This window comes from Rosettibacter firmus, assembly GCF_036860695.1.
Taxonomy (GTDB): Bacteria; Bacteroidota; Ignavibacteria; order Ignavibacteriales; family Melioribacteraceae; genus Rosettibacter; species Rosettibacter firmus.
In genome coordinates this window covers 1,459,810-1,482,703 of record NZ_JAYKGJ010000001.1, presented here as the reverse complement: position 1 = coordinate 1,482,703, position 22,894 = coordinate 1,459,810, and the positions used below count along the sequence as shown (strand labels likewise).

13 protein-coding genes are annotated in these 22,894 nt (G+C 31.0%); 3 read left to right on the top strand and 10 right to left on the bottom strand.

What is annotated here, in order from left to right; translation table 11 throughout:
* Nucleotides 1-57 precede the first annotated feature (57 nt).
* The 3 genes from VJY38_RS06365 to VJY38_RS06355 are packed head-to-tail and all read left to right on the top strand — an operon-like array spanning nucleotide 58 to nucleotide 3,944.
* Nucleotides 58-1,221, top strand: coding sequence for an AI-2E family transporter (locus tag VJY38_RS06365; RefSeq protein ID WP_353679841.1), 1,164 nt, complete (start codon nucleotides 58-60; stop codon nucleotides 1,219-1,221).
* Between the two features lie 60 nt (nucleotides 1,222-1,281).
* Complete coding sequence (locus VJY38_RS06360; protein ID WP_353679840.1) at nucleotides 1,282-2,778, top strand: glycogen synthase; 1,497 nt, start codon at nucleotides 1,282-1,284, stop codon at nucleotides 2,776-2,778.
* A gap of 11 nt (nucleotides 2,779-2,789) precedes the next feature.
* Nucleotides 2,790-3,944, top strand: a complete 1,155-nt coding sequence (locus VJY38_RS06355) for a metallophosphoesterase (protein ID WP_353679839.1) — start codon at nucleotides 2,790-2,792, stop codon at nucleotides 3,942-3,944.
* 17 nt (nucleotides 3,945-3,961) lie between these two features.
* Here VJY38_RS06355 and VJY38_RS06350 read toward each other — a convergent pair whose 3' ends face one another.
* The 10 genes from VJY38_RS06350 to gyrB all read right to left on the bottom strand — a co-directional run bounded on the left by VJY38_RS06350 (nucleotide 3,962) and on the right by gyrB (nucleotide 22,886).
* On the bottom strand, nucleotides 3,962-5,758 hold the full coding sequence (locus tag VJY38_RS06350; RefSeq protein WP_353679838.1) for an ABC transporter ATP-binding protein: 1,797 nt from the start codon (nucleotides 5,756-5,758) through the stop codon (nucleotides 3,962-3,964).
* Nucleotides 5,758-6,768: an NAD(P)-dependent oxidoreductase gene (locus VJY38_RS06345; protein ID WP_353679837.1), complete on the bottom strand. Its 1,011-nt coding sequence runs from the start codon at nucleotides 6,766-6,768 to the stop codon at nucleotides 5,758-5,760. The genes VJY38_RS06350 and VJY38_RS06345 overlap by 1 nt, the downstream gene beginning before the upstream one ends.
* 11 nt (nucleotides 6,769-6,779) lie before the next feature.
* Nucleotides 6,780-8,474, bottom strand: a complete 1,695-nt coding sequence (locus VJY38_RS06340; protein WP_353679836.1) for an ABC transporter ATP-binding protein — start codon at nucleotides 8,472-8,474, stop codon at nucleotides 6,780-6,782.
* 115 nt (nucleotides 8,475-8,589) lie between these two features.
* Nucleotides 8,590-9,867 (bottom strand): serine--tRNA ligase, encoded by a 1,278-nt coding sequence (gene serS, locus VJY38_RS06335; protein WP_353679835.1) that lies wholly within the window; start codon nucleotides 9,865-9,867, stop codon nucleotides 8,590-8,592.
* Between the two features lie 41 nt (nucleotides 9,868-9,908).
* On the bottom strand, nucleotides 9,909-12,374 hold the full coding sequence (leuS, locus tag VJY38_RS06330) for a leucine--tRNA ligase (protein ID WP_353679834.1): 2,466 nt from the start codon (nucleotides 12,372-12,374) through the stop codon (nucleotides 9,909-9,911).
* Nucleotides 12,375-12,477: 103 nt separating this feature from the next.
* On the bottom strand, nucleotides 12,478-15,297 hold the full coding sequence (locus tag VJY38_RS06325; protein ID WP_353679833.1) for a S8 family serine peptidase: 2,820 nt from the start codon (nucleotides 15,295-15,297) through the stop codon (nucleotides 12,478-12,480).
* A 35-nt stretch (nucleotides 15,298-15,332) separates the two neighbouring features.
* Entirely contained in the window at nucleotides 15,333-17,228 is a 1,896-nt protein-coding gene (locus VJY38_RS06320; RefSeq protein ID WP_353679832.1) for a M1 family metallopeptidase, read from the bottom strand.
* A 175-nt stretch (nucleotides 17,229-17,403) separates the two neighbouring features.
* Nucleotides 17,404-19,845, bottom strand: a complete 2,442-nt coding sequence (gene gyrA / locus VJY38_RS06315; RefSeq protein ID WP_353679831.1) for a DNA gyrase subunit A — start codon at nucleotides 19,843-19,845, stop codon at nucleotides 17,404-17,406.
* A gap of 44 nt (nucleotides 19,846-19,889) precedes the next feature.
* Nucleotides 19,890-20,882, bottom strand: coding sequence for a magnesium transporter (locus VJY38_RS06310; RefSeq protein WP_353679830.1), 993 nt, complete (start codon nucleotides 20,880-20,882; stop codon nucleotides 19,890-19,892).
* A gap of 18 nt (nucleotides 20,883-20,900) precedes the next feature.
* Nucleotides 20,901-22,886 (bottom strand): DNA topoisomerase (ATP-hydrolyzing) subunit B, encoded by a 1,986-nt coding sequence (gene gyrB / locus VJY38_RS06305; protein ID WP_353679829.1) that lies wholly within the window; start codon nucleotides 22,884-22,886, stop codon nucleotides 20,901-20,903.
* Nucleotides 22,887-22,894: the final 8 nt, after the last annotated feature.

Genomic DNA, 22,894 nt, shown 5'->3' with positions numbered 1-22,894 from the left:
GCTTTATTTTAAATCAACCTGTCAAAAAAATTAAATTCTCTTTTTATATATTTACTCATGAAAAAACTTAAGCTCATGAAAAAGATAACCCCCGATTCGACAATTAAATTTTTTGTCTCTGTAATAGGGCTTTTTATAATCTTTTTCACACTTAAAGAATTACGCCATATTTTTATTCCCTTTGTAATTGCATATCTCTTATTCTTTGTTTATGAACCAATGAATAATTATCTAAAGCTCAAAAAGATCCCGTTAAGCATTCTTATAATTATGAACTTATTAATTACATTAGGATTTTTCTTTGGGATTACTCAAATTGTACTTAATGCATTTCTTCAATTTGGCGAAAATATCTCTGCGTATGTAGATAAACTAAGCCACATTATTCGAACAGTATCAAGATCACTTGGAATAAGAGACCCACTTCTAACAAATTTTACCATGAGCAAATTTTTAAGAACATTAAACTATACCGATATTGCAAGTGGAATTCTTTCATCTACAATTGATATTTTCACAAATCTATTTCTTATTCTTTTCTTCTTTATCTTCATTAGCAGTGGTCACGATAAAATTGTAGAAGCTATTAGACTTCGTTATGTTGAAAAAAATGTTAAAACCACAATTAAAAAACTAAAAAAAGAATTAAAGCAAAAACAAGAATTGCTCGATAATCCCGATCAATCAATAGATGAACAGCTTGCAACTCTAACCATTCAAAGAGAAATGAAATTACGAAAAACTTTTAAAGACATCACAGAACAAATTCAAAAATATATTCTCACAAAATTTTTTATTAGCATATTACTTGGAATTCTGGTGGGCACAATTCTCTGGTTGTTCGGAGTTGAATTTTATATTGTCTGGGCTACTCTATCGGTATTACTTCATTTTATACCAAATATTGGTTCAATAATTGCTGTTGTACTGCCTTCATTAATGACATTAATTCAATATGAATCAACTGGTTATTCACTTCTTGTTGCAGCAACAATTATTATTGTGCATAACATAATTGGAAACATAATTGAACCACAAATTTTTGGTAGTAGATTAGGTTTAAATCCACTTGTTATTCTTTTATCGTTAATGCTCTGGGGCTATTTATGGGGCATAGTTGGAATGTTTCTATCTGTTCCTATTACTGCTGTATTAAAAATAATAATATCTAATTCGAACTCTAAAAATATGCGTTTCATTACAAATCTTATGAGCAATTAGCTTATCATTCAAATATTTTCTTTCCTTATCTTTGTAATTATAATTAATAAATTTTAGTACATGAAAATAGCATTTGTATCGAGCGAAGTTTATCCCTATGCTAAAACTGGTGGACTTGCAGATGTTTCTGGTTCTCTTCCATTAGAACTTTCTAAGCTCGGACACGATGTTAAAGTCTTTATGCCAAAGTATAATACATTCGGCGAAGTTGAACATGGATTATCGTATCGATGGGATATTGGAGAAATACCTGTACGTGTAGCTGGAAAAGTTCATTCTGTTCATGTTCATACAGCCAATCTACCAAACTCAATTCCAGATTTAAAATCAAATGTTGAAGTTTATTTTGTTGATTGTCCATACTATTTTCATCGCTACAGAATTTACACTAATGATTATGATGAAGATGAAAGATTTATATTATTTTCAAAAAGTGTAATTGAAATTTTACAACGACTTCAATGGGCTCCAGATGTAATTCATTGTAACGATTGGCAAACAGGTTTAATTCCAGTCTTATTAAGAGAAAATTATGGCTGGGATAAATTATTTGAAAAAACAGCTACTCTTTTTACAATTCACAATATTGCTTATCAGGGCAGATTTTCTAAAGAAGCTTTTCACAAAGCAGAAATTAGATACGAACATTTTCTTCATGGTGGAATTGGTGAATATTTTGGTGATGTAAATTTTTTAAAAATGGCAATCTTTACAGCAGATATATTAAACACTGTTAGCGAAACATATGCAAAAGAATTACTTACTCCAGAATATGGTGAAGGAATGCATGAATATTTGCAAATGCGTAAAGATGATTTTTATGGAATCTTAAATGGTGTTGATTATAATATCTGGAATCCTGAAATAGATAAATTTATTCCATACCATTATTCAATTAATGATTTATCTGGAAAACTAAAAAACAAAAAATACTTACTTGAACATATAAACTTACCATTTAATGAACATATTCCTGTAATTGGTATAATTTCAAGACTTATTCCACAAAAAGGTTTTGATATAATTTCTTTTGTAATAAATGAATTGATGGAATTAGATGCTCAATGGATCATACTTGGTAGCGGTGAACATCGTTACGAAGAACTTTTTTATCATTTAGCACATAAATATCAAACAAAAGTACATTCATACATAGGATATAATAACGAACTTGCACACCTAATCGAAGCTGGTGCTGATATATTTTTAATGCCATCAAAATATGAACCATGTGGACTAAATCAAATTTATTCACTTAAATATGGAACTGTCCCAATAGTTCGAAAAACAGGTGGACTTGCAGATACAGTCTTAGACTGGAATGAATATTTAGCAATGGGACAAGAAATAGGAACTGGATATTCTTTCCAGGATTACTCTGGGCACGCACTTTTAGATACGGTTAAACGTGCACTTCACGATTTTCATTTAAAAGATATCTGGAAAAAAATTCAATTAAATGGAATGAGTAAAGATTATTCATGGAAGAAATCTGCAGAAAAATATATTCAACTTTATCAAAAAGCTATTAATAAAAGAAAAGCCACAATTAATTAAAAAGAATTATTATGAGAACCAATCAAGCAATAATCTTTTTTGCAATAGTATTTTCAATTTATGGATTAATAAACTTTTATGTTATACGTAAAATTCTTTCTGTTATTCCAGATAATTATAAAAACATTTCTCTGATTTTATTGATATTCTTTGCTTTATCTTACATTGCAGGCAGAGTGCTCGAAAATTACTGGGTCTCATATTTAAGTGATTTTCTAATCTGGTGTGGTTCTTTCTGGATAGCTGTAATGTTTTATTCTTTCTTTTTCATAATTGTGATTGATTTATTAAGATTAATAAATCACTTCCTTCCATTTTTTCCTGATATTCCAAATAAGAATCTAATAAATGTAAAAAACTTTATAGCAATATCGGGAGCAGTATTAATTTTCATTATTATTGCTGGTGGATATTTAACCACAAAAATTATTAATGTTCGTCACTACGAAATCTTCATCAATAAAAAAGCAGGAAATTTAAATTCGCTAAATATTGTTATGGCTTCAGATTTACATCTGGGAACAATAAATGGACAAAAGTTTGCTTATAAAATTGTTGATAAAATAAATAAACTAAAACCAGATCTTATTCTTTTTGCTGGAGACATTATTGATGAAGATATTAAGCCAGTGCTGAAAGACAATGTAGGTAAAGCCTTATACGAATTAAAAGCAAAATATGGAATTTATGGGATCACAGGAAATCACGAATATATTGGTGGTGTAAAAGAAGCAGTAAATTATCTAAACGCACACAATATTAAAATGTTGCAGGATACTGCGATTCTAATTAATAATTCATTTTATATTATTGGAAGAGAAGATAGATCGATAGATCGTTTCACAGGTAAGAAAAGAAAAAAATTAAGTGAACTGGTTAATGGGATTGATAAATCTTTACCAATAATTTTAATGGATCATCAACCTTTTCATCTTGAAGAAGCTGAAGAAAATGAGATTGATTTACAACTTTCTGGACATACTCATAATGGACAATTGTGGCCACTCAATTACTTACTTAAAAAAATTTATGAATTGCCCTGGGGTTATAAAAGAAAAGGGAATACACACTATTATGTTTCATGTGGAGCTGGCGGTTGGGGTCCTCCAGTTAGACTGGGCAGTGTGCCAGAAATAGTAAACATTAAAATTCATTTTGTCGAGTAATTAAAAAACGAATGTCTTTATTTATCAAATGTAGTTTTTATAACTTCTTGATCTTTGTATTGCAATTGATACAGTTTATAATAAATACCACGTTTTGCAAGCAATTCTTGATGTGTTCCAATTTCTCTTAATTCACCTTTGTGCATAACAAGAATTTTATCTGCATTTTGAATTGTGGACAATCGATGTGCAATAACAATAGAAGTTCTTCCTTTAAGTAATTTTTCTATTGCATTCTGAATTAAGATTTCTGTTTCTGTATCAATACTCGAAGTAGCTTCATCGAGAATTAAAATTTGTGGATTAAATGCCAGAGCTCGTGCAAAAGAAATCAATTGTTTTTGACCCACACTCAATGTTGCTCCTTTTTCTTTTACTTCTTCATCATAACCATTAGGAAGTTTTGAAATAAAATCGTGAGCACCAACTATTTTAGCAGCTTCAATAATTTTTTCATCAGATATTTCCTGTGACCCAAGAGAAATATTAGATTTAATTGTTCCTGAAAATAAAAACACATCTTGCAAAACAACCGAGATGAATTTTCTTAAATTATGTTTATCAATATCGCGTATATCAATACCATCAATTTTAATACTCCCTTTCTGAATATCATAAAATCTTGTTAGAATATTTATAATGCTTGTTTTGCCAGCACCAGTAGCTCCCACTATTGCAACTGTTTCGCCTGGATTTATTTTAAATGATATATCCTTCAATACATATTCTTCTGGATTATAAGCAAACCAGACATTTTTAAATTCAATTTCCCCTTTAATGTTTGTCAATATTATGGGATTCTCTGGATTCTTCACAAAAGTCTTATCATCAAGTAATTTAAAAATTCTTTCTGAAGAAGCCATTGCTGTTTGAAGTATATTATATTTTTCCGAAAGATCTCTTACTGGTCTCCAGAACATTTCTGTATACTGAAGGAATGCAAATAAAACTCCAATCGTTAAATGTTTTTGAATTACTTCGCCACCACCATACCAGATAATTAAACCAATTGTAATTGAGCTTAAAAGTTCTACAAAAGGAAAGAAAACAGCATAATAGAAAACAGATTTTATATTGGCATTTCTGTAATCACTATTGATTGAAGAAAATTTTTTCAATTCTTCTTCTTCTTTAACAAAGTTTTGAACAATATTTATTCCTGTTACATGTTCCTGCATATAAGAGTTTAATCTTGCAAGATGATAACGAACATCTCTATAAGTTTCTCTTACTTTTTTTCTAAATAAAAATGTAGCATAAAATAATATTGGAATTATTGAAAGAGTCACAAGAGCTAAATTCCAAGAAAGAGAAAACATAAAAACAAAAATCCAGATTATAACAAAAATGTCACTAAAAACTGCAACAATTCCAGAAGAAAACATTTCGTTTAAAGATTCAACATCATTTGTAACTCTTGTTACAATTCTTCCGATTGGTGTTCTATCAAAAAATCTTAATGCAAGTTTTTGAACATGGGAAAATATCTGTACACGCAAATCATAAATAATTTTTTGACCCATCAATTCAGTAAAATATGTAAGAAAGTATTGTACAGTTGCCTGAAAAGTAAGAGAAGCCAATAAAATTATGCTTATGACAATTAATCCATTCCAATCTTTTGCTGATATGTAATCATCAACTGCTATCTTTGTAAGATAGGGACGAAGTGGACCAAGAGCAGCAACAAGTATATTTAGAAAGATTGCCAGAATAACATATTTTTTATATGGCTTAACATACTGCAATAATCTTTTCATTAATTTCGAATCGTAGGCTTTGCCTAATATTTCATCACCATGTATGTCAGACATTAAACAACCTTATAATAATTTTTATTTTCAAAAAACGATGTAATATTTTCATAAGTTGTATCAAGTATTCTTTCTATAGCTTCGTGAGAATCGAATGCCATGTGTGGTGTAATAATTACATTTTCTCTACGCAGTAATAAATTTCTTTTTAATAGAGCTTCAACATTTTGTATGGGAACATTCTTTGTTAACATTTGATTTTCTTCTTTAAGCAACTCTTCTCCTTCAAAAACATCAAGTCCAGCTCCACCAAAAATTCCCTTATCAATTGCATAGTAAAGTGCTGCAGGTTCTATTAATCCACTTCTTGCTGTATTTATAAACAATGCACCTTTTTTAACTTTATGAATATTATTCATATTAATCATATGATGAGTTTGTTCGTTGTAAGGACAATGCAGAGTTATAATATCAGAAGAACTTAATAACACATCCAGATCAACATATTTGAAATCGAGTAATTCTTCGAGTATATGATTTTTTCGAATATCATAAGCTAAAACTTTCATACCGAATCCCTTTGCAATTTTCATTACATGAACTCCAATACTTCCAGCACCTATAACTCCAATTGTTTTTCCACGAAGATCGAATCCACGCAATCCATCTAAAGTAAAAATACTTTGCTGTGATCTTATGTATGCTTTATGAAGATTTCTTGAAAGAGCCAGTATCAATGCAAATGTATGTTCGGCAACAGTATTTTCACCATAATATGGAACATTGCAAACAGAAATATTTTTTTTCTTTGCATATTCAATATCAATATGATTAAATCCAGTACTTCTTGTTGCGATTAACTTAAGTTTTTTTGCTTTGTCTATAATTTCTTTATCAACTTTATCGTAAATAAATACAGATAAAACATCTATCTCTTTAAGAATAGAATTCCCCGAATTTAAATTATCTTTGAAAAAATATAACTCATATTTATTCTTATCGAATCTTTTATTCAAATAATTTTTTTCTTTTGTTGGAATTGAAAAGAAGGCAACTTTTATTTTTTTCATATTTACTTTCCTCAATTAATTTCTTTTAATTCATCTTCAAGTAATTGTTTGTAATAAAGTTCTGAGTAGAATCCTCCTTTAGCAATTAATTCATCGTGAGTCCCTTCTTCTGTAATTTTTCCATTCTCCAGAACAAATATTCTATCTGCTTCCTTAACTGTAGAAATTCTATGACTTATAATTATACTTGTTCTATTTTTCATAAATTCTCTGAGTCTTTTTAAGATTTCTTCTTCTGTATTAGTATCGACTGCAGAGAAAGAGTCGTCGAGAATTAAAATTTTGGGATCTGTGGCTAATGCACGTGCTAAAGTTGTTCGCTGTTTCTGTCCACCTGAAAGTGTAATTCCTCTTTCTCCCAAAATTGTATTGAATCCATCAGGAAAATCTTTTACATCTTTTGTAAGCTGAGCAATTTCTGATACATATTGTATTAAAGATTTATCATAACCATTCAATCCATAAGCAATATTATTTTCGAGTGTATCAGAAAATAAAAATGTTTCCTGCGGTACATAACCAATATGTCTTCTTAATACAGCTAAAGGTATTTCTTTTATATTATAGCCATCAATTAAAATTTCTCCAGATGTAACATCGTACATTCTTGGTATTAGATTAATAAGTGTTGTTTTGCCCGCTCCGGTTTTACCAATAAAAGCAACTGTTTCACCTTTATTTATTTTCAGATTAATATTATCAAGAACCAGTGGAAGATATTCCCCATATTTAAATGAAACATTTTTAAATTCGATTTCCCCTTCTAATGAATTAATAGAATAATTTGTAATAGAACTATCAGATATTTCATAAGGTTCATTAAAGAACTTCATCAATCTTTTCATACTGGCTTCTGCCTGTTGAACAATATTAGCTACAAATCCAAAAGAAATCATTGGCCATATTAGCATTGATAAATAAGCAATAAATGCAGCAATTACACCAAGAGACAATTGATTTTTCATTATCATTCTTCCACCAATCAAAATAACAATTATGGCAGATAGTCCAGCTATCATAAAAAATATAGGATGAAACAGAGCTTGAAGTCGAACCAGATCCATCTTACGTTTTAGATATTCAAAACTGTGTTCTTTATACTTATTGATTTCATAATTTTCACGCACATAAGATTTTATTACTCTAATTCCAGAAAAGTTTTCCTGTGCAAGTGTTGTTAAGTCAGAAAATTTTTCTTGAATTTTTACATATCTTTTGTGAACCTTTTTCATAACTACATAAACAAGAAAAGATAAAACCGGTAATGGCAATAATGCATAAAAAGTAAGCACTGGACTTAAAGAAATCATAATTGAAATTATCATGATAAATAAAACACCATTATCAATCGAATACATTACAGCTGGTCCAACAAACGAACGAACAGCATTTATATCATTAGTAGCATGAGCCATTATATTGCCAGTAGAATTATTCTGAAAGAATCTTAATGGAAGCTTTTGAATGTGTTGCCAGAAGTCCTGTCTTAAATCATATTCAATTTTTCTGGAAACAACAATTATAGTTTCGCGTATTAAAAATTGAAATACACCTGAAACAAGTGTAATCCCCACAATAAGCAATGCATATTTAAGAATTACACCTGTATTTATATTTTCTTTAAGTGAGTTAATTCCATCTTTTATAAGAATAGGAACATAGACTGAACCAATATTAGAAATGATAATAAATAATATACCTAACAACAGTGTATTTTTATATCGAAGAAAATACTTTTTAAGATATAATAGATTTCTGAACAATTTCCTGCCAATTTTAATTTCCTAACATAAAATCAAAAATAAAAATTCAATTAGCAATTTACTCTATAATTTCAAATCCAGTATATTTTTGAAGAGCCTTTGGAACTATTACTTTTCCTTCTGGTGTTTGATAATTTTCAAGGAGTGAAACCATAAGTCTGCTTGTAGCAAGACCGCTACCATTTAATGTATGAACAAATTCAACTTTTTTTGTTTCTTCTCTTCTAAATCTAATATTTGCTCGACGAGCCTGAAAAGCTTCGAAGTTACTGCACGATGAAGCTTCGAGCCATTTTTTTTCTGCAGGAGACCATGTTTCAATATCGTAACACTTTGCTGCAGAAAAACTCAAATCTCCCGTGCACAATAAAATTACACGATAGGGAATTTTTAATGCCTGTAAAATATCCTCTGCATCTTTTACCAGACTTTCCAATTCATCATACGAATCTTCTGGTTTAGCAAACTTAACCATTTCAACTTTATTAAATTGATGAACTCTTAAAAATCCTTTTGATTCTTTTCCATAAGAACCAGCTTCTCTTCTAAAACATGGTGTATAACCAACATATTTTATTGTTAAATCTTTTTCCTGTAAAATTTCATCGCGATGAATATTTGTTATTGGAACTTCAGCTGTTGGAATTGGATAAAGTCCATCTTTTTCTATCAAATACATATCTTCTTCCATTTTGGGAATTTGTCCTGTTCCCTTCATAGATTCACGATTTACCAGAATAGGGGGAAAAATTTCTTTGTATCCATGATGCTGAAGATGAAAATCGAGCATAAAATTTATTAGAGCACGTTCGAGTGTAGCCCCTTTTCCTTTATATAGTGGAAATCCAGAACCAGAAATTTTTGTGCCTCTTTCAAAATCGAGTATGTCAAGTTTTTTACCAAGTTCAATGTGATCTTTAACTTCAAAATCAAATTCGAATGAAAAACCATCTGGCAACCAGCGACGCACTTCAACATTATCTTCTGCACTTTTGCCAACAGGAACAGAATGATGAGCAATATTTGGAGTCCATCTTAAAGTTTCTTCTAATTTTTCTTCTACTTCTTTTAATTGTCTATCCAGTTCTGCAATTTCATCTCCAACTTTTTTCATTTCAGCAAATATAGCAGAAGTATCTTCTCCTTTCTTTTTTAAGATTGGAATTTGAGAAGAAACTTTATTACGCAGAGCTTTTAATTCATCACTTTTTGCTATCAAACTTCTTCTTTTCTCATCAAGTTCTAAAATTTCATTTACAACATCTGCAGAATTTTTATTTAATAATCCCTGTCTTACCAGTTCAGGATTTTCACGAATGAATTTTATATCGAGCATAAATTAATCCTAATATTTGGGTAATGTAATTGTATAATGCATTATTTTACTACAATATTATAAATCTTATTAGGCACATAAATTTCTTTAATAATTTGTTTTCCATTAACATAGCCTTTTACTTTTTCATCATTAAAGACCTTTGCTTTTACTTCTTCTTCGGATAAATCTGCTGGCATTTCTATTTTAGCTCTAACCTTACCATTAATTTGAACTACAATAATAACATTTTCTTTAATCAATGCAGCCGGATCTGCTTCGAACCAGAATGGGTTTTCATAAATTGATTTTTCTTTACCAATTAAACTCCAGCATTCTTCGCCAAGGTGTGGTGCAAGCGGTGAAATCATCAAAGCAAATCTTTCGAGTGCATATGTTTGTAAATCTTTACGGCATTCATTAATATTTTTAAATTCGTTTAATAATTCCATGAGTGCAGCCACTGCAGTATTGAATCTGAAATTATCAATTTCAGTATCAACCTTTGCCAGTGTTTGATTTACTTTTCGATAAATATTTTTTTCAACATCATTTAATTCGCTTAAGTCATATTTATCTTTTGATGGATATTCTTTTGCAATATTTTTATTCGATTCAAATAAAGTATAAATACGTTGAACAAATCTATCGACACCAACAATTCCTTTATCGCTCCAGTCACCACCCATTTCGTATGGGCCCATAAACATTAGATACATTCTGAAAACATCTGAGCCAAATTGTTCAAGGAAAGTATTTGGATCAACAACATTCCCTTTTGATTTAGACATTTTAGCACCTTGATTTGTAATGGTGCCCTGATGAATTAATTTAAGGAATGGTTCATCGCTATTAACAAGTCCAATATCTCTTAAGAATTTGTGAATGAATCTAGCATAAAGTAAGTGCATGGTAGCGTGTTCAGCTCCACCGACATATATATCAACGGGTGTCCATTTATTTGCTAAATCAACATCGAACATTCCTTTTTCATATTTTGGATTTAAGTAACGCAAATAATACCAGGAAGAATCAACAAAAGTATCCATTGTATCCGGGTCGCGTTTAGCAGGGGCTCCACACTTTGGACAGGTTGTATTTATAAATTCTTCGCAGCTTGCAAGTGGTGAACCACCTTCGGGTTTAAAATTTACATTGTAAGGTAGAATTACAGGTAATTGATCTTCTGGCACAGGAACTTCACCACATTTTTCACAATGAATAATTGGAATTGGCGTACCCCAATATCTCTGACGTGAAATTAACCAATCTCTTAATCGATAATTTACAGTTCTTTTGCCTACACCCTGTTTTTCTAAATCTTCCGAAATTTTTTCAATTCCAACATCTGAACTCAAGCCATTATATTTTCCTGAGTTAATCATTATTCCAACATCTGTGTAAGCTTGCGTTAATTCATCTTCTTCTTTCGTGCCTGGTTGAAGTATCACTTTTCTAATTGGAAGATTAAACTTTTTTGCAAATTCAAAATCACGTTCGTCATGCCCGGGTACTGCCATAACACATCCGGTTCCATAAGTTGCAAGAACATAATCTGCAATCCAGATTGGTACTCTTTCGCCATTTACTGGATTAATTGCATAAGCCCCCGTAGGAACACCAGTTTTTTCTTTTACTGTTGATGTTCTATCAACTTCTGTTAATGATTTTATTGAGTCAATATAATTTTCTACTTTCTCGCGATATTCGGGTTTAGTAATTTTAAGAACCAATTCATGCTCGGGAGCTAAAACTACATAAGTAACACCAAATAAAGTATCGGGTCTTGTTGTAAACACTTTTATTTTCTCATCGTGTCCTTCAATTTGAAAATCGATCTCAGTTCCATAGCTTTTACCAATCCAGTTAATCTGCATTGTTTTTGTTTTTTCTGGCCAATCAATTTTGTTCAAGCCATCAAGAAGTTCATCTGCATATTGAGTTATTTTAAAGAACCATTGAGTTAAATTTTTTTGAATAACTGTTGTACCACATCTTTCGCAGCCACCATTACTTAATACCTGTTCACGTGCCAATACTGTTTGACAAGAAGGACACCAGTTAACAGGAGCATTTTTTCTGTATGCCAGTCCTCTTTTATATAATTGTAAAAATAACCATTGATTCCATTTATAATATTCAGGTACGCAAGTCATCAGCTCTGCATCCCAGTCATACATTCCTCCCATACGATTTAACATCTGTCGTATATCTTTAATATTTTGAAGAGTACTATCCTGTGGATGAATACCAGTTTTTATTGCATAATTTTCTGCAGGCAATCCAAAAGCATCGTAGCCCATTGGTTCAAAAACATTATAGCCTTTTAACTTTTTATAACGAGCAAAGGAATCTGTTGGACCATAATTATACCAGTGACCAATATGCATTTTAGCCCCGGAAGGATAAATAAACATTACAAGTACATAAAGTTTTTTATCGATTTTTGATAAATCTGTTTTGAATACTTTTCTTTCTTCCCAGAATTTTTGCCACTTCAGTTCGATTTCTTCAAATGGATATTTCATATCTCACATAAATTTGTTTGAAATTGATAAGAAACTTATCAAAAACGAAGGGGTTAATCAAGAAACAGAGATTATACAGCTTTAATTATAAAAGATTCTAAGATTATTTTATCAATGTCATTTTTTTAATTATCAGATTATTTCCAGCTCGAAGTGCATAAATATAAATTCCACTTGTGAGATTAGCTCCATTAAATTCTATGTTGTATCTGCCAGGTTGTTTTTGTTCATTAACCAGGGTTGCTATTTCTCTTCCAAGAAGATCATAAACCTTTAAAACTACATAATTTTCTTCCGGTAATTCGTAAGTAATAATTGTAGAAGGATTAAATGGATTCGGATAATTTTGATATAAAACAAGGTTTTTTGGTAAGGTTATTTTTTCTTCAACATCTGAAATAATTGATTTATACTTTTCTCTGCTTAACCTTATTGCAGTTCTTAATTCATTCAGATTTTCACCTGCTGCTAATGCAAAAGCAACCGGCAAAGTTTCTCCTGCAGGAATATTAAATGGTCCTCCAGAAATAGTAAAAGAAACATCTGCAATTCCTGCACCACCCTTTATAATCCCGCTTGAAAGAGAAATCCATTTATCTTTTTTTGTGAAACCCCCTCGATCGATATCGAACAATGTTACTTCGTTATAGATTGGATAGAAACCAAATTTATCTGAAGAAATTAAAGCAACTCCTGCAAAAGGTAGATTTAAACTTTTATCCACACAGTAAGCATAGCCAAAATTATCTGTTTCATCATAATTAACAGAATCTTTTGTTGCATCTTCTGCAGGAATATCCCAATCAAAAAAGAATCCTGCATATAAACCATTTATATTTTTTGATGTTGTATTTTTTAAGTTCATTACAAGAATAATAAAATTATCATAAGGTGGCTGACTAAATGAATATGATTTTAATGTTGTTTCTATGCCCAATCTTCCTTCACCAAAATTATAATCATCGAATCTTGTTGTGCCAATTTCATCACCATTCATTTTGATTATTTTAAATTGATCGATAATTCTAAAGTCTTCTCTCTGAGTATATGTTTCTCTTGCAGCATCCATTACTGTAGTATCGGAAATACCATACATAAATGCACCTTCGAACATCAAATTATCTCCACCTTTATACTTAAATCCAACTCCTTCCTGATTATCTGGATAATCATTAAAACCAAGAGTTCCTTTACTTGTTATCGTCATCGAAACTTTATTAGCAACGTGTGTATCATACGTTGGATTTATTCTTACACTAAACCATTGAAAGTCTGAATAATTATTACCACTATACTTCAACATAAAATTAACTGTGTGATTATATGGAGCTCCATCCAGTACTTTGAAAGAAAAATCATTATTAGTATTTGTTATTGTTTCAAGAGTATTTAATTGATTGATAGTAAAATTTTTATTCACTATTTGTATATACGGATCAGAACAGATGAGTTCAACAGAGATATTCGAAGAAATGTCAAGAAAATTTTGAAATGTTACATTTATAAAAACCTGTTCACCATTTTCAAGTAATCCATTTTCGTTTCCTTTATCTATAAATTTAGTGTTAACAGCTCTAATAGAAATTAGCGATGTATCTTTTACGGCTTTAAATGCATTAATTCTTCCTTTACCTAAAAGAAATTTTAGGCTATCGGGATTATAGTCATAAATATCATCACATGTCATTCTAATTCTTTCTGCAACCTGCAATGGATTTAATTCCGGAAATCTAGAAAATATTAATCCAGCCAATCCAGCAACATGCGGTGCAGACATAGATGAACCGCTTATCTGTTTGTATTTTTGACCAGAAATAGTAGGCCAGGTTGATATAATTGATGTTCCCGGTGCAAAAACATCAACTGTATAGCCATAATTACTTCCAGAAGAATTTTCATAATATGCTCTTTTCTGTCCATCGTTATCAAGCCAGCCTACAGATAAAACTCCATTATAACTTGCTGGATAAAATGGAGATTTTTTATTTTCGTTCCCGGCAGAAGCAACAATCAAAGCACCTTTAGAAATTGCATAATCAATAATTTCCTGTTCATATCTCGAGTAGCCATAACCGCCCCAGCTACAATTAATTACTCTTGCACCATGTTCTGCAGCATATTTAATTCCTTCAAAACCATAATAGATATATGGTTCTCCCTGAGAATTTCTTTTATCGTTTCTGGAAACTTTAACTGGCATTATAGAACAATTATATCCTATAGATGCAATTCCAATAAGATTATCTGAAACAGCAGATGCTATTCCTGCAACATGTGTTCCATGATAACCAATATTTATAATTATTGGTGGTTTATCTTCCGAAGGATCATCGTCTGGTGTGCCATCTAAACCTCCAAAATCGTATCCAACAATATTTCCATTTTTATCTCGGTAAATATTTGCATTGATATCAGGATGCTGCCAGTCAACACCAGTATCAATTATTCCAATAACTATATTAGAATCCCCCTTTGTAATATCCCATGCCTTTATTGCATTTATTTGAGATAAATTAATTTGAGTTCCAGCAAAAAAAATAGAATCATTAGGATAATAAGTAACTTCTCTTATGAATTTAGGTTCAGCCCATTCAATTTCTTTTAGCTTTGAAATTTTGTTTGATATTATGAATGGATCGTTACCATCTTCTAATTTTAATTTATAAATCCTGCTAAATTGATCCTGACCTTTCTTTAAAACATTTTCAAACTTGCTAAAGATTGGTTCAACTTCGTGGACTACTTTCTTTTTTAATTTAGAATTAATTTTTTGTTGAATTTCTTGCGGGTAATAATCCTCTTTAAATTTTACTACTACAGTATTTGATAAGTATAAAATATCACCTTTTTTAATTATAGATTCCTGTGCAATAATAAAAAAGGGTAACAGATATATAATGAAAAATAAAATTCTCTTATTCATTTAATTTTGTACTCGTTATGCAAAAATTATGATCATTACTTCACTACATAAAGATTATTTTCAAAATTAACATCGGGGATTTGACGATTCCCCAATTCTAATTTTACTATCTTCTTTTTCGAATTCAATCTAATGATTTTTTCTTGTTCTCCATTTTTCCAGATATCTGCTTCTGCTTTGTAAATTAACTCGCTTGTGCCATCATCAAAAGTTGCTGTTAATTTTACTGGAAGTGGTAAACCTCCATTATTAAAAATTTTTATTTCAAGTTTATTTCTTTTCTGATGAAATTCTTTAATTGAAATGTCAGGATATTTTGGATCAAAAAACCAGGCTTTCCAGTACCAGTTTAAGTTTTGCCTTGCAACTTCATTAAATGTAAAAAAGAAATCGTATGGAGCTGGATGTTTTCCATTCCATCTATTAATATATTCATGCAAACATTTTTTGAATAATTCATCACCAAGCATATTTCTTAAAAACTCGTAAGCTGCAGCTGCTCTTCTATAAGAAGCATTTCGATAAGAAGAACCTCTCATTTGATAAGCGGGAATCATCGGGGGCAAATCTCTATCTGTACCACCTATTTCATTATATCCCGAAGCATTTCTTGCTCTTGGATCGTAGCCTTCAGCATTTTCTGCTTGAAAATCGAATGGTAACATTGTAGCCCAGCCTTCATCCATCCAGGCATATTTTCTTTCATTTATTCCCATAAAGAATGGAAAATAAGTATGACAAATTTCATGAGATGTTAAATGAACTGTAGCTCTTAAATCTTCGGTAGAAGAATTATTACACATCATTGGAAATTCCATTCCTCCCTGTCCATTAAAAACTGTCATTGATGGATAAGGATATGGATAACCAGGAATATGATTAGAAAAGCTCTCTATGGTTTTTCTTGCAATTTCTGCAACTTGATAAAAGTCTTTTGATTCAGGTTTATATACAGCTGATATAAATGCTCTCCTTCCAGAATTTGAATCGACTACCAGACTTGAACCATCCCAGAGATAATGATTGCTGAGTGCAAATGCAAAATCGGGAACATATTCTGCTTTGAATTTATATGTAAGCTTCTCTTTGTTTAATGTTATATTACCATTTTTATAATCCTGCTCTTCAATAATTTTTACAATCTCATCGCTTGCATAAGCTTTCTTAAATTTTTGTAAAATCTTTTCAGAAAAAACTTCTTCTGGATTTTGAAGAACTCCTGTTGCCCATACAACAAAATTTTTTGGTACAGTTAATTCAACTTCATAATTACCAAAATCATTATAAGTTTCTGTATTGCCTGTATAATTAATTACATCCCAGCCATCAATGTCATCATACACTGCAATTTGTGGAAACCAATAAGCAATAAACATTGATGTACTATCATAAGCTCCCATTCTAATTTGTGCTTTATCTGGAATAATGCAGCTCCACTTAAATTTCAGTTCTGCTTTCTCTTCAGGTAAAAGTTGTTTAGGTAATTTTATAAAAAGATTTGTTCCTTCTCTGTAACTTGAATCTCTTCGATCACTTATTCCAATATTAACATCATTATAAACAATACTCTGTAGTTCCATACCATCATTAACTGCATCAGGTGGAATTTGGTAATCTCTCATATTTCCTTTTTTGTATATATCAGTAAGTAATTTCACAACAATTCTATTAAGTGTGTCTGGACTATTATTATAATAAACAATTGTTTCTTCGCCTATCAGCTTTCTTTCCTTTGGAAAAACTTCTGCTCTGATATAATAATCTGCTTTATTCTGCCAGTAGTTTTTGCCTGGTTTACCATCAAATGAGCGTGTTTGTTTTTCGTATGCTTTCAGAAAATTTAGCGGGATATGAAGTGTAGTGCTTTGTGCATTTAAAATTAATGCACTGGATATAATAAAAAAGAAAATCGCAAAAAGATTTTTTTTCATATTAATCTCATTTATCAATTAAAAATTAGAAATCTTTTTTGTAACCAACAGCAAAGATAGAGAAAGAACAAGATTCAGAAATTTTTAATTCACGGATTTACAACCAAAATCCCCTGATTAAATTAGAAAAAGAGTAAATTAAAGCTACCAGGATAAATTTCTGGTAGCTTTTATTTTATTCTGCGTCTGTTTTATCTTCAGGGATTACTCTTGCGATATCAGCAATTTCGTCATCTTCGTTTAATTTAATTAATCTCACTCCCTGAGTATTTCTTCCCATCACACGAATATCACTTACTGCCTGACGAATTACCATTCCTTTTGTTGTAATAATTACTAATTCATCGCCATCATTAACTTCTTTCATTGCAATTAATTTACCATTCTTTTCAGAAGTCTTAATTGTTATTACGCCTTTACCGCCTCGTTTTGTTAATCTATAATCTTCAATTTCAGATCGTTTGCCAAATCCTTTTTCTGTTACAACAAGCAGTGTTGATGCATTTCTTACCACGATCATTCCAATAACAGCATCATTTTTTCCCAATTTAATTCCACGCACACCAGTAGCAGTTCTTCCCATATCTCTAACATCTTTTTCGTTAAATCGAATTGCCATACCATTTCTTGTTCCTATAATAATATCGTTGTTACCATCACTCAATTTAGCTTCGATTAATCTATCGCCAGCTGCAAGATTAATTGCATTAATACCACCTCTTCGAATATTGGAGTATGCAGAAAGAACTGTCTTTTTAACGGTTCCTTTTTCTGTAACCATAACTACGTATTTATCATCAGAAAATTCTTTTACTGTAACAAATGCAGTTATTTTTTCATCTTTTTCTTTTTCAATTAAATTAAGTATTGATCTTCCTTTGGCGGCTCTTCCACCTTCTGGTATTTCGTGAACTTTCAACCAGTAGCATTTACCTTTATCTGTAAAGAACATAATATAATGATGGGTTGAAGCAATGAACATATGTTCAATAAAATCTTCGTCTTTAGTTCCAGCACCTGTAACACCTTTGCCGCCGCGTGCCTGTTTGCGATATCCACTTACTGGAAATCTTTTAATGAATCCCTGATGAGATATTGTAACAACAACATCTTCTTCTGCAATTATATCTTCGAGTGAAAAATCTTTATAGTCATGAATAATTTCCGTTCTTCTTTCGTCGCCATATTTTTCTTTTAATTGAAGTAGTTCTTCTTTTATGATTTGTTTTCTTTTCTTTTCACTTTCAAGAATTCCTTTCAATCTTTCAATTAACTTGATAGTTTCTTTATACTCATCTTCAATTTTCTTTCTCTCCAATCCAGTTAATCTTTGCAATCGCATATCGAGAATAGCTTTTGCCTGAATTTCGGAGAGTTTAAATTTTCTCATTAAATTATGTTTGGCAGTTTCAACATCTTTAGATTTTTTAATGGTTTCAATTACTGCATCAATGTTATCGAGAGCAATTATATAACCTTCTAAAATATGAGCACGTCTTTCTGCAGCATCTAAATCATATTTTGTTCTTCTAATTAAAACATCCATGCGATGGTCGAGAAAATGCTGCATCATCTGTTGCAGCGTAAGAACTTTTGGAACTCCATTAACAAGTGCAAGCATAATTACACCAAAAGTTACCTGCATTTGTGTATGCTTGAAAAGTTGATTTAGAGTAACAGCAGGTTGACCATCGCGTTTCATTTCTATTACAATACGAAGGCCATCACGGTCAGATTCATCTCTAATATTTGCTATTCCATCAATTTTTTGATCTCTAACAAGTTCTGCTATTTTTTCAATTAATGCCGATTTATTTACCTGATAAGGTATTTCGGTAATAACAATATTTTCTCTGTCATTTTTTAATGTTTCAATATTTGCTTTTGCACGAAGAATAATTCTTCCTCTTCCTGTAAGGTATGCTTCTCTTACACCTTCATATCCATAAATAATTCCACCAGTAGGAAAATCTGGAGCCTTTACATATTTCATTAAATCTTCGGATTTCATTTTTGGGTTATCAATTAAAGCTACAAGACCATCAACAATCTCGTTCAAGTTATGAGGAGGAATATTAGTTGCCATACCAACAGCAATACCACTCGAACCATTTACAAGTAAATTTGGTAAATAAGAGGGAAGAACAGAAGGTTCCTGTAATGTATCATCAAAATTAGGTACAAAGTCAACTGTATTTTTATCCAGGTCACGAAGCATTTCATCGGCAATTTTTGCAAGTCTTGCTTCTGTATAACGCATTGCAGCAGGACTATCTCCATCAATTGAACCAAAATTTCCCTGACCATCTATCAAAGGATAACGAAGTGAAAAATCCTGAACCATTCTAACCATTGTATCATAAACTGCTGCATCTCCATGAGGATGATATTTACCAAGAACTTCTCCAACTATTCTTGCAGACTTTTTGAAAGGTTTATTATAAAATAATCCAAGTTCGTACATTCCATAAAGAACTCTTCTATGTACTGGTTTTAAACCATCTCTTACATCGGGAAGAGCACGAGCTACAATTACACTCATTGCATAATCGATGTAAGAAGATTTCATTTCTTCTTCTAAAGAAACAGGTATAATCTTTTCGAATATCGTTGTCATAATGTTATTTCTTCTTCTCCTTTATTTATTCGCAATTTAATTTATTACATAAGAATTGTAGCTATACCAAGATAAAATAATATTGTAAAAATATCTGTTACAGCAAGAGTAATAGGTCCAGCAGAAATTTTAATATCTAAATTTTTTCTATGAAGAAAAGATGGAATACTTATTCCCCAGAAAGCAGCTATAATCTGAATAATAATTATACTTAAACCTATCACAAGTGCATCTTTTAAATTGTTCTTCCAGATATATATAACTAAAATTACAATTGAACTGCATGTTAAAGCCAGTAAAAATGCCGTCTTAAGTTCTTTCAATAAAATTCTAAAATACCATCTTATTGTTGGCTGAACAGAGTGTAATGCTTGAACTGTTAAAGTCATAGATTGAATGCTTGTACTTTCTGCAAGACCAAGTACCAATGTAAGAAAAAATGCAATAATTATACTTTCTTCTATTGTGGCTTCAAAGAAACCTGCAAGCAAAGCACATATAGTTCCACTTGTAACTGTAGCAAGAAACCATGGAAATCTAACTCCCCAGGCTTTAATTGGCGAAGCATTTTTTACTTCATTAATATTAACACCAATGGTTTCGAATATATCGTTGATTCTCTGTCGTTCTTCAATATCTGGTTCGCTACTTAAAAATTCTTCTGTAAAAATATTTATATCTATTATTCCAACTATTTTTCTTTGTTCATCAATTACAGGGAAAGCTAAAAATTTATAAGTAACAAAAAATTCACACGCATCATAAACTGTAGCAGAAGATGGCAAAGCTGCAACTCTTTTTACCATTATATCTTCGAGTTTCGTCTCTGGTTTGGCTGTTAATAATCTTCTTGTAGGCAACACACCAACTAATTTTTCTTCATCATCCACAGCATAAAAATAAACTATTCTTTCACCAACTCCTTCTGTCCGTATTTTATTTAGTGCTTCATCCACAGTTAAATTTTTATTTAGAACAGTAAAATCTTTTCGTGCAAATTCTATAATTGGTTTATCGTATGTAGGTTTAATATTCATTTTGTTATAATAAATAAATCATACATCGAGGTTAGCATATTTTGCATGTTTTTCAATGAATTCTCGACGTGGTTCAACATCGTCTCCCATTAAAGTTTCAAAAATTTTATCGGCTGCAGCTGCACTTTCCAAATTAACCTGTAATATTGTTCTTGTTTCTGGATTCATTGTTGTCTGCCATAATTGTTCTGGATTCATTTCACCGAGACCTTTGTAACGAGAGATTACAATATGTTTTGAAGATGTTGATTCTTCGGTATTCTCTTCTGTTTCAACAACTTCTTCTTTCTTTACTTTTCCATCTGCTTTAAGCCTTTTTAATATTTTATCTCTTTCTTCATCATCATAGGCATAATATTCTTCTTTTCCTTTTTTAATTTTATAAAGTGGTGGTTGAGCAATATAAACTCTTCCCTGTGTAATTAATTCTTTCATATGTCTATAGAAGAATGTAAGAAGCAAAGTACGAATGTGACTTCCATCTACATCTGCATCTGTCATAAGAATAATTTTTCCATACCTTGCTTTTGATGGATCGAAATCTTCACCAATTCCAGCACCAATTGCAGAAATTATAGCTTGAATTTCCTGATTCTCAAGTATCTTATTGAGTTTTGCTTTTTCAACATTTATTATTTTTCCTTTTATTGGAAGAATTGCCTGAAATCTTCTATCTCTTCCCTGCTTGGCAGAACCACCAGCTGAATCACCTTCTACAATGTAAATTTCGCAGAGTTCTGGGTCATTAATTGAACAATCTGCAAGTTTACCTGGAAGATGAAGTGAATCAAGTGCATTCTTTCTTCTTACGAGTTCACGTGCTTTACGAGCTGCTTCTCTTGCTTCGGCTGCTCGCAAACACTTTTCTATTATTTTTTTTGCAACAGAAGGATTTTCTTCAAGATATTCAGAAAGCTTTTCACCTACAATTGTTTCTACTATCGATTTAACTTCGCTATTACCTAATTTAGTTTTTGTCTGTCCTTCAAATTGTGGTTCCATTACTTTTACAGAAATAACAGCTGTAAGACCTTCTTTAAAATCGTCTCCTGTTAAAGTTATTTTACTATTCTCTTTTATCAAACCATTTTTATATGCATAATTATTAAACGTTCTTGTAAGAGCTGTTCTAAATCCTACGAGATGAGTTCCTCCTTCGATTGTATTTATATTATTTACATAAGAATGAACATTTTCGGAATATGAATCATTATATTCAAAAGCTATTTCTACTGGAGTTCCATCTTTTTCGCCTTCTATATAAATTGGTTTATGGAGTGAACCTCTTTGTTCATCCAGATATTTGACGAAGTCAATCAATCCACCTTTAAATCGATAAGTTTCTTCTATTCCTTCTGATTCGTCTCTTAGTATCATTGTAACATCTTTGTTCAAATAAGCAAGTTCACGCATTCTTTCTGCAACGGTTTCAAAATTAAATTTAACAGTTTTGAAAATTTCTTTGTCCGGTTTGAAAGTAATTTTTGTTCCTGTTTGATCTCCTTTATAAGTACCAATTACTTTTACAGGAGCTTTTGGTACTCCACGATGATATTCCTGATAATAAATTTTTCCGTCTCGTCTTACTTCTACTTTTAGCCATTCTGATAAAGCATTAACAACAGATACACCAACTCCATGCAGACCACCTGAAACTTTATATGAACTTTTATCAAATTTTCCTCCTGCATGAAGTACAGTCATAACAACTTCGAGTGCAGATTTTTTCTCTTCTGGATGAATATCTACAGGAATTCCTCTTCCTCTATCTTCTACCGTAACACTCTGGTCCTTATGAATTGTTACTATAACACGATCGTTATATCCGGCTAGTGCTTCGTCTATACTATTATCAACAACTTCATTAATTAAATGATGAAGTCCTCGAGATCCTACATCTCCTATATACATTGCTGGTCTTTTTCTTACCGCCTCGAGACCTTTTAAGACATTAATACTTTTAGCTGTATATTCTGTTATGCCTTTTTGTTTTTCTTTAGTCATAATTCCTT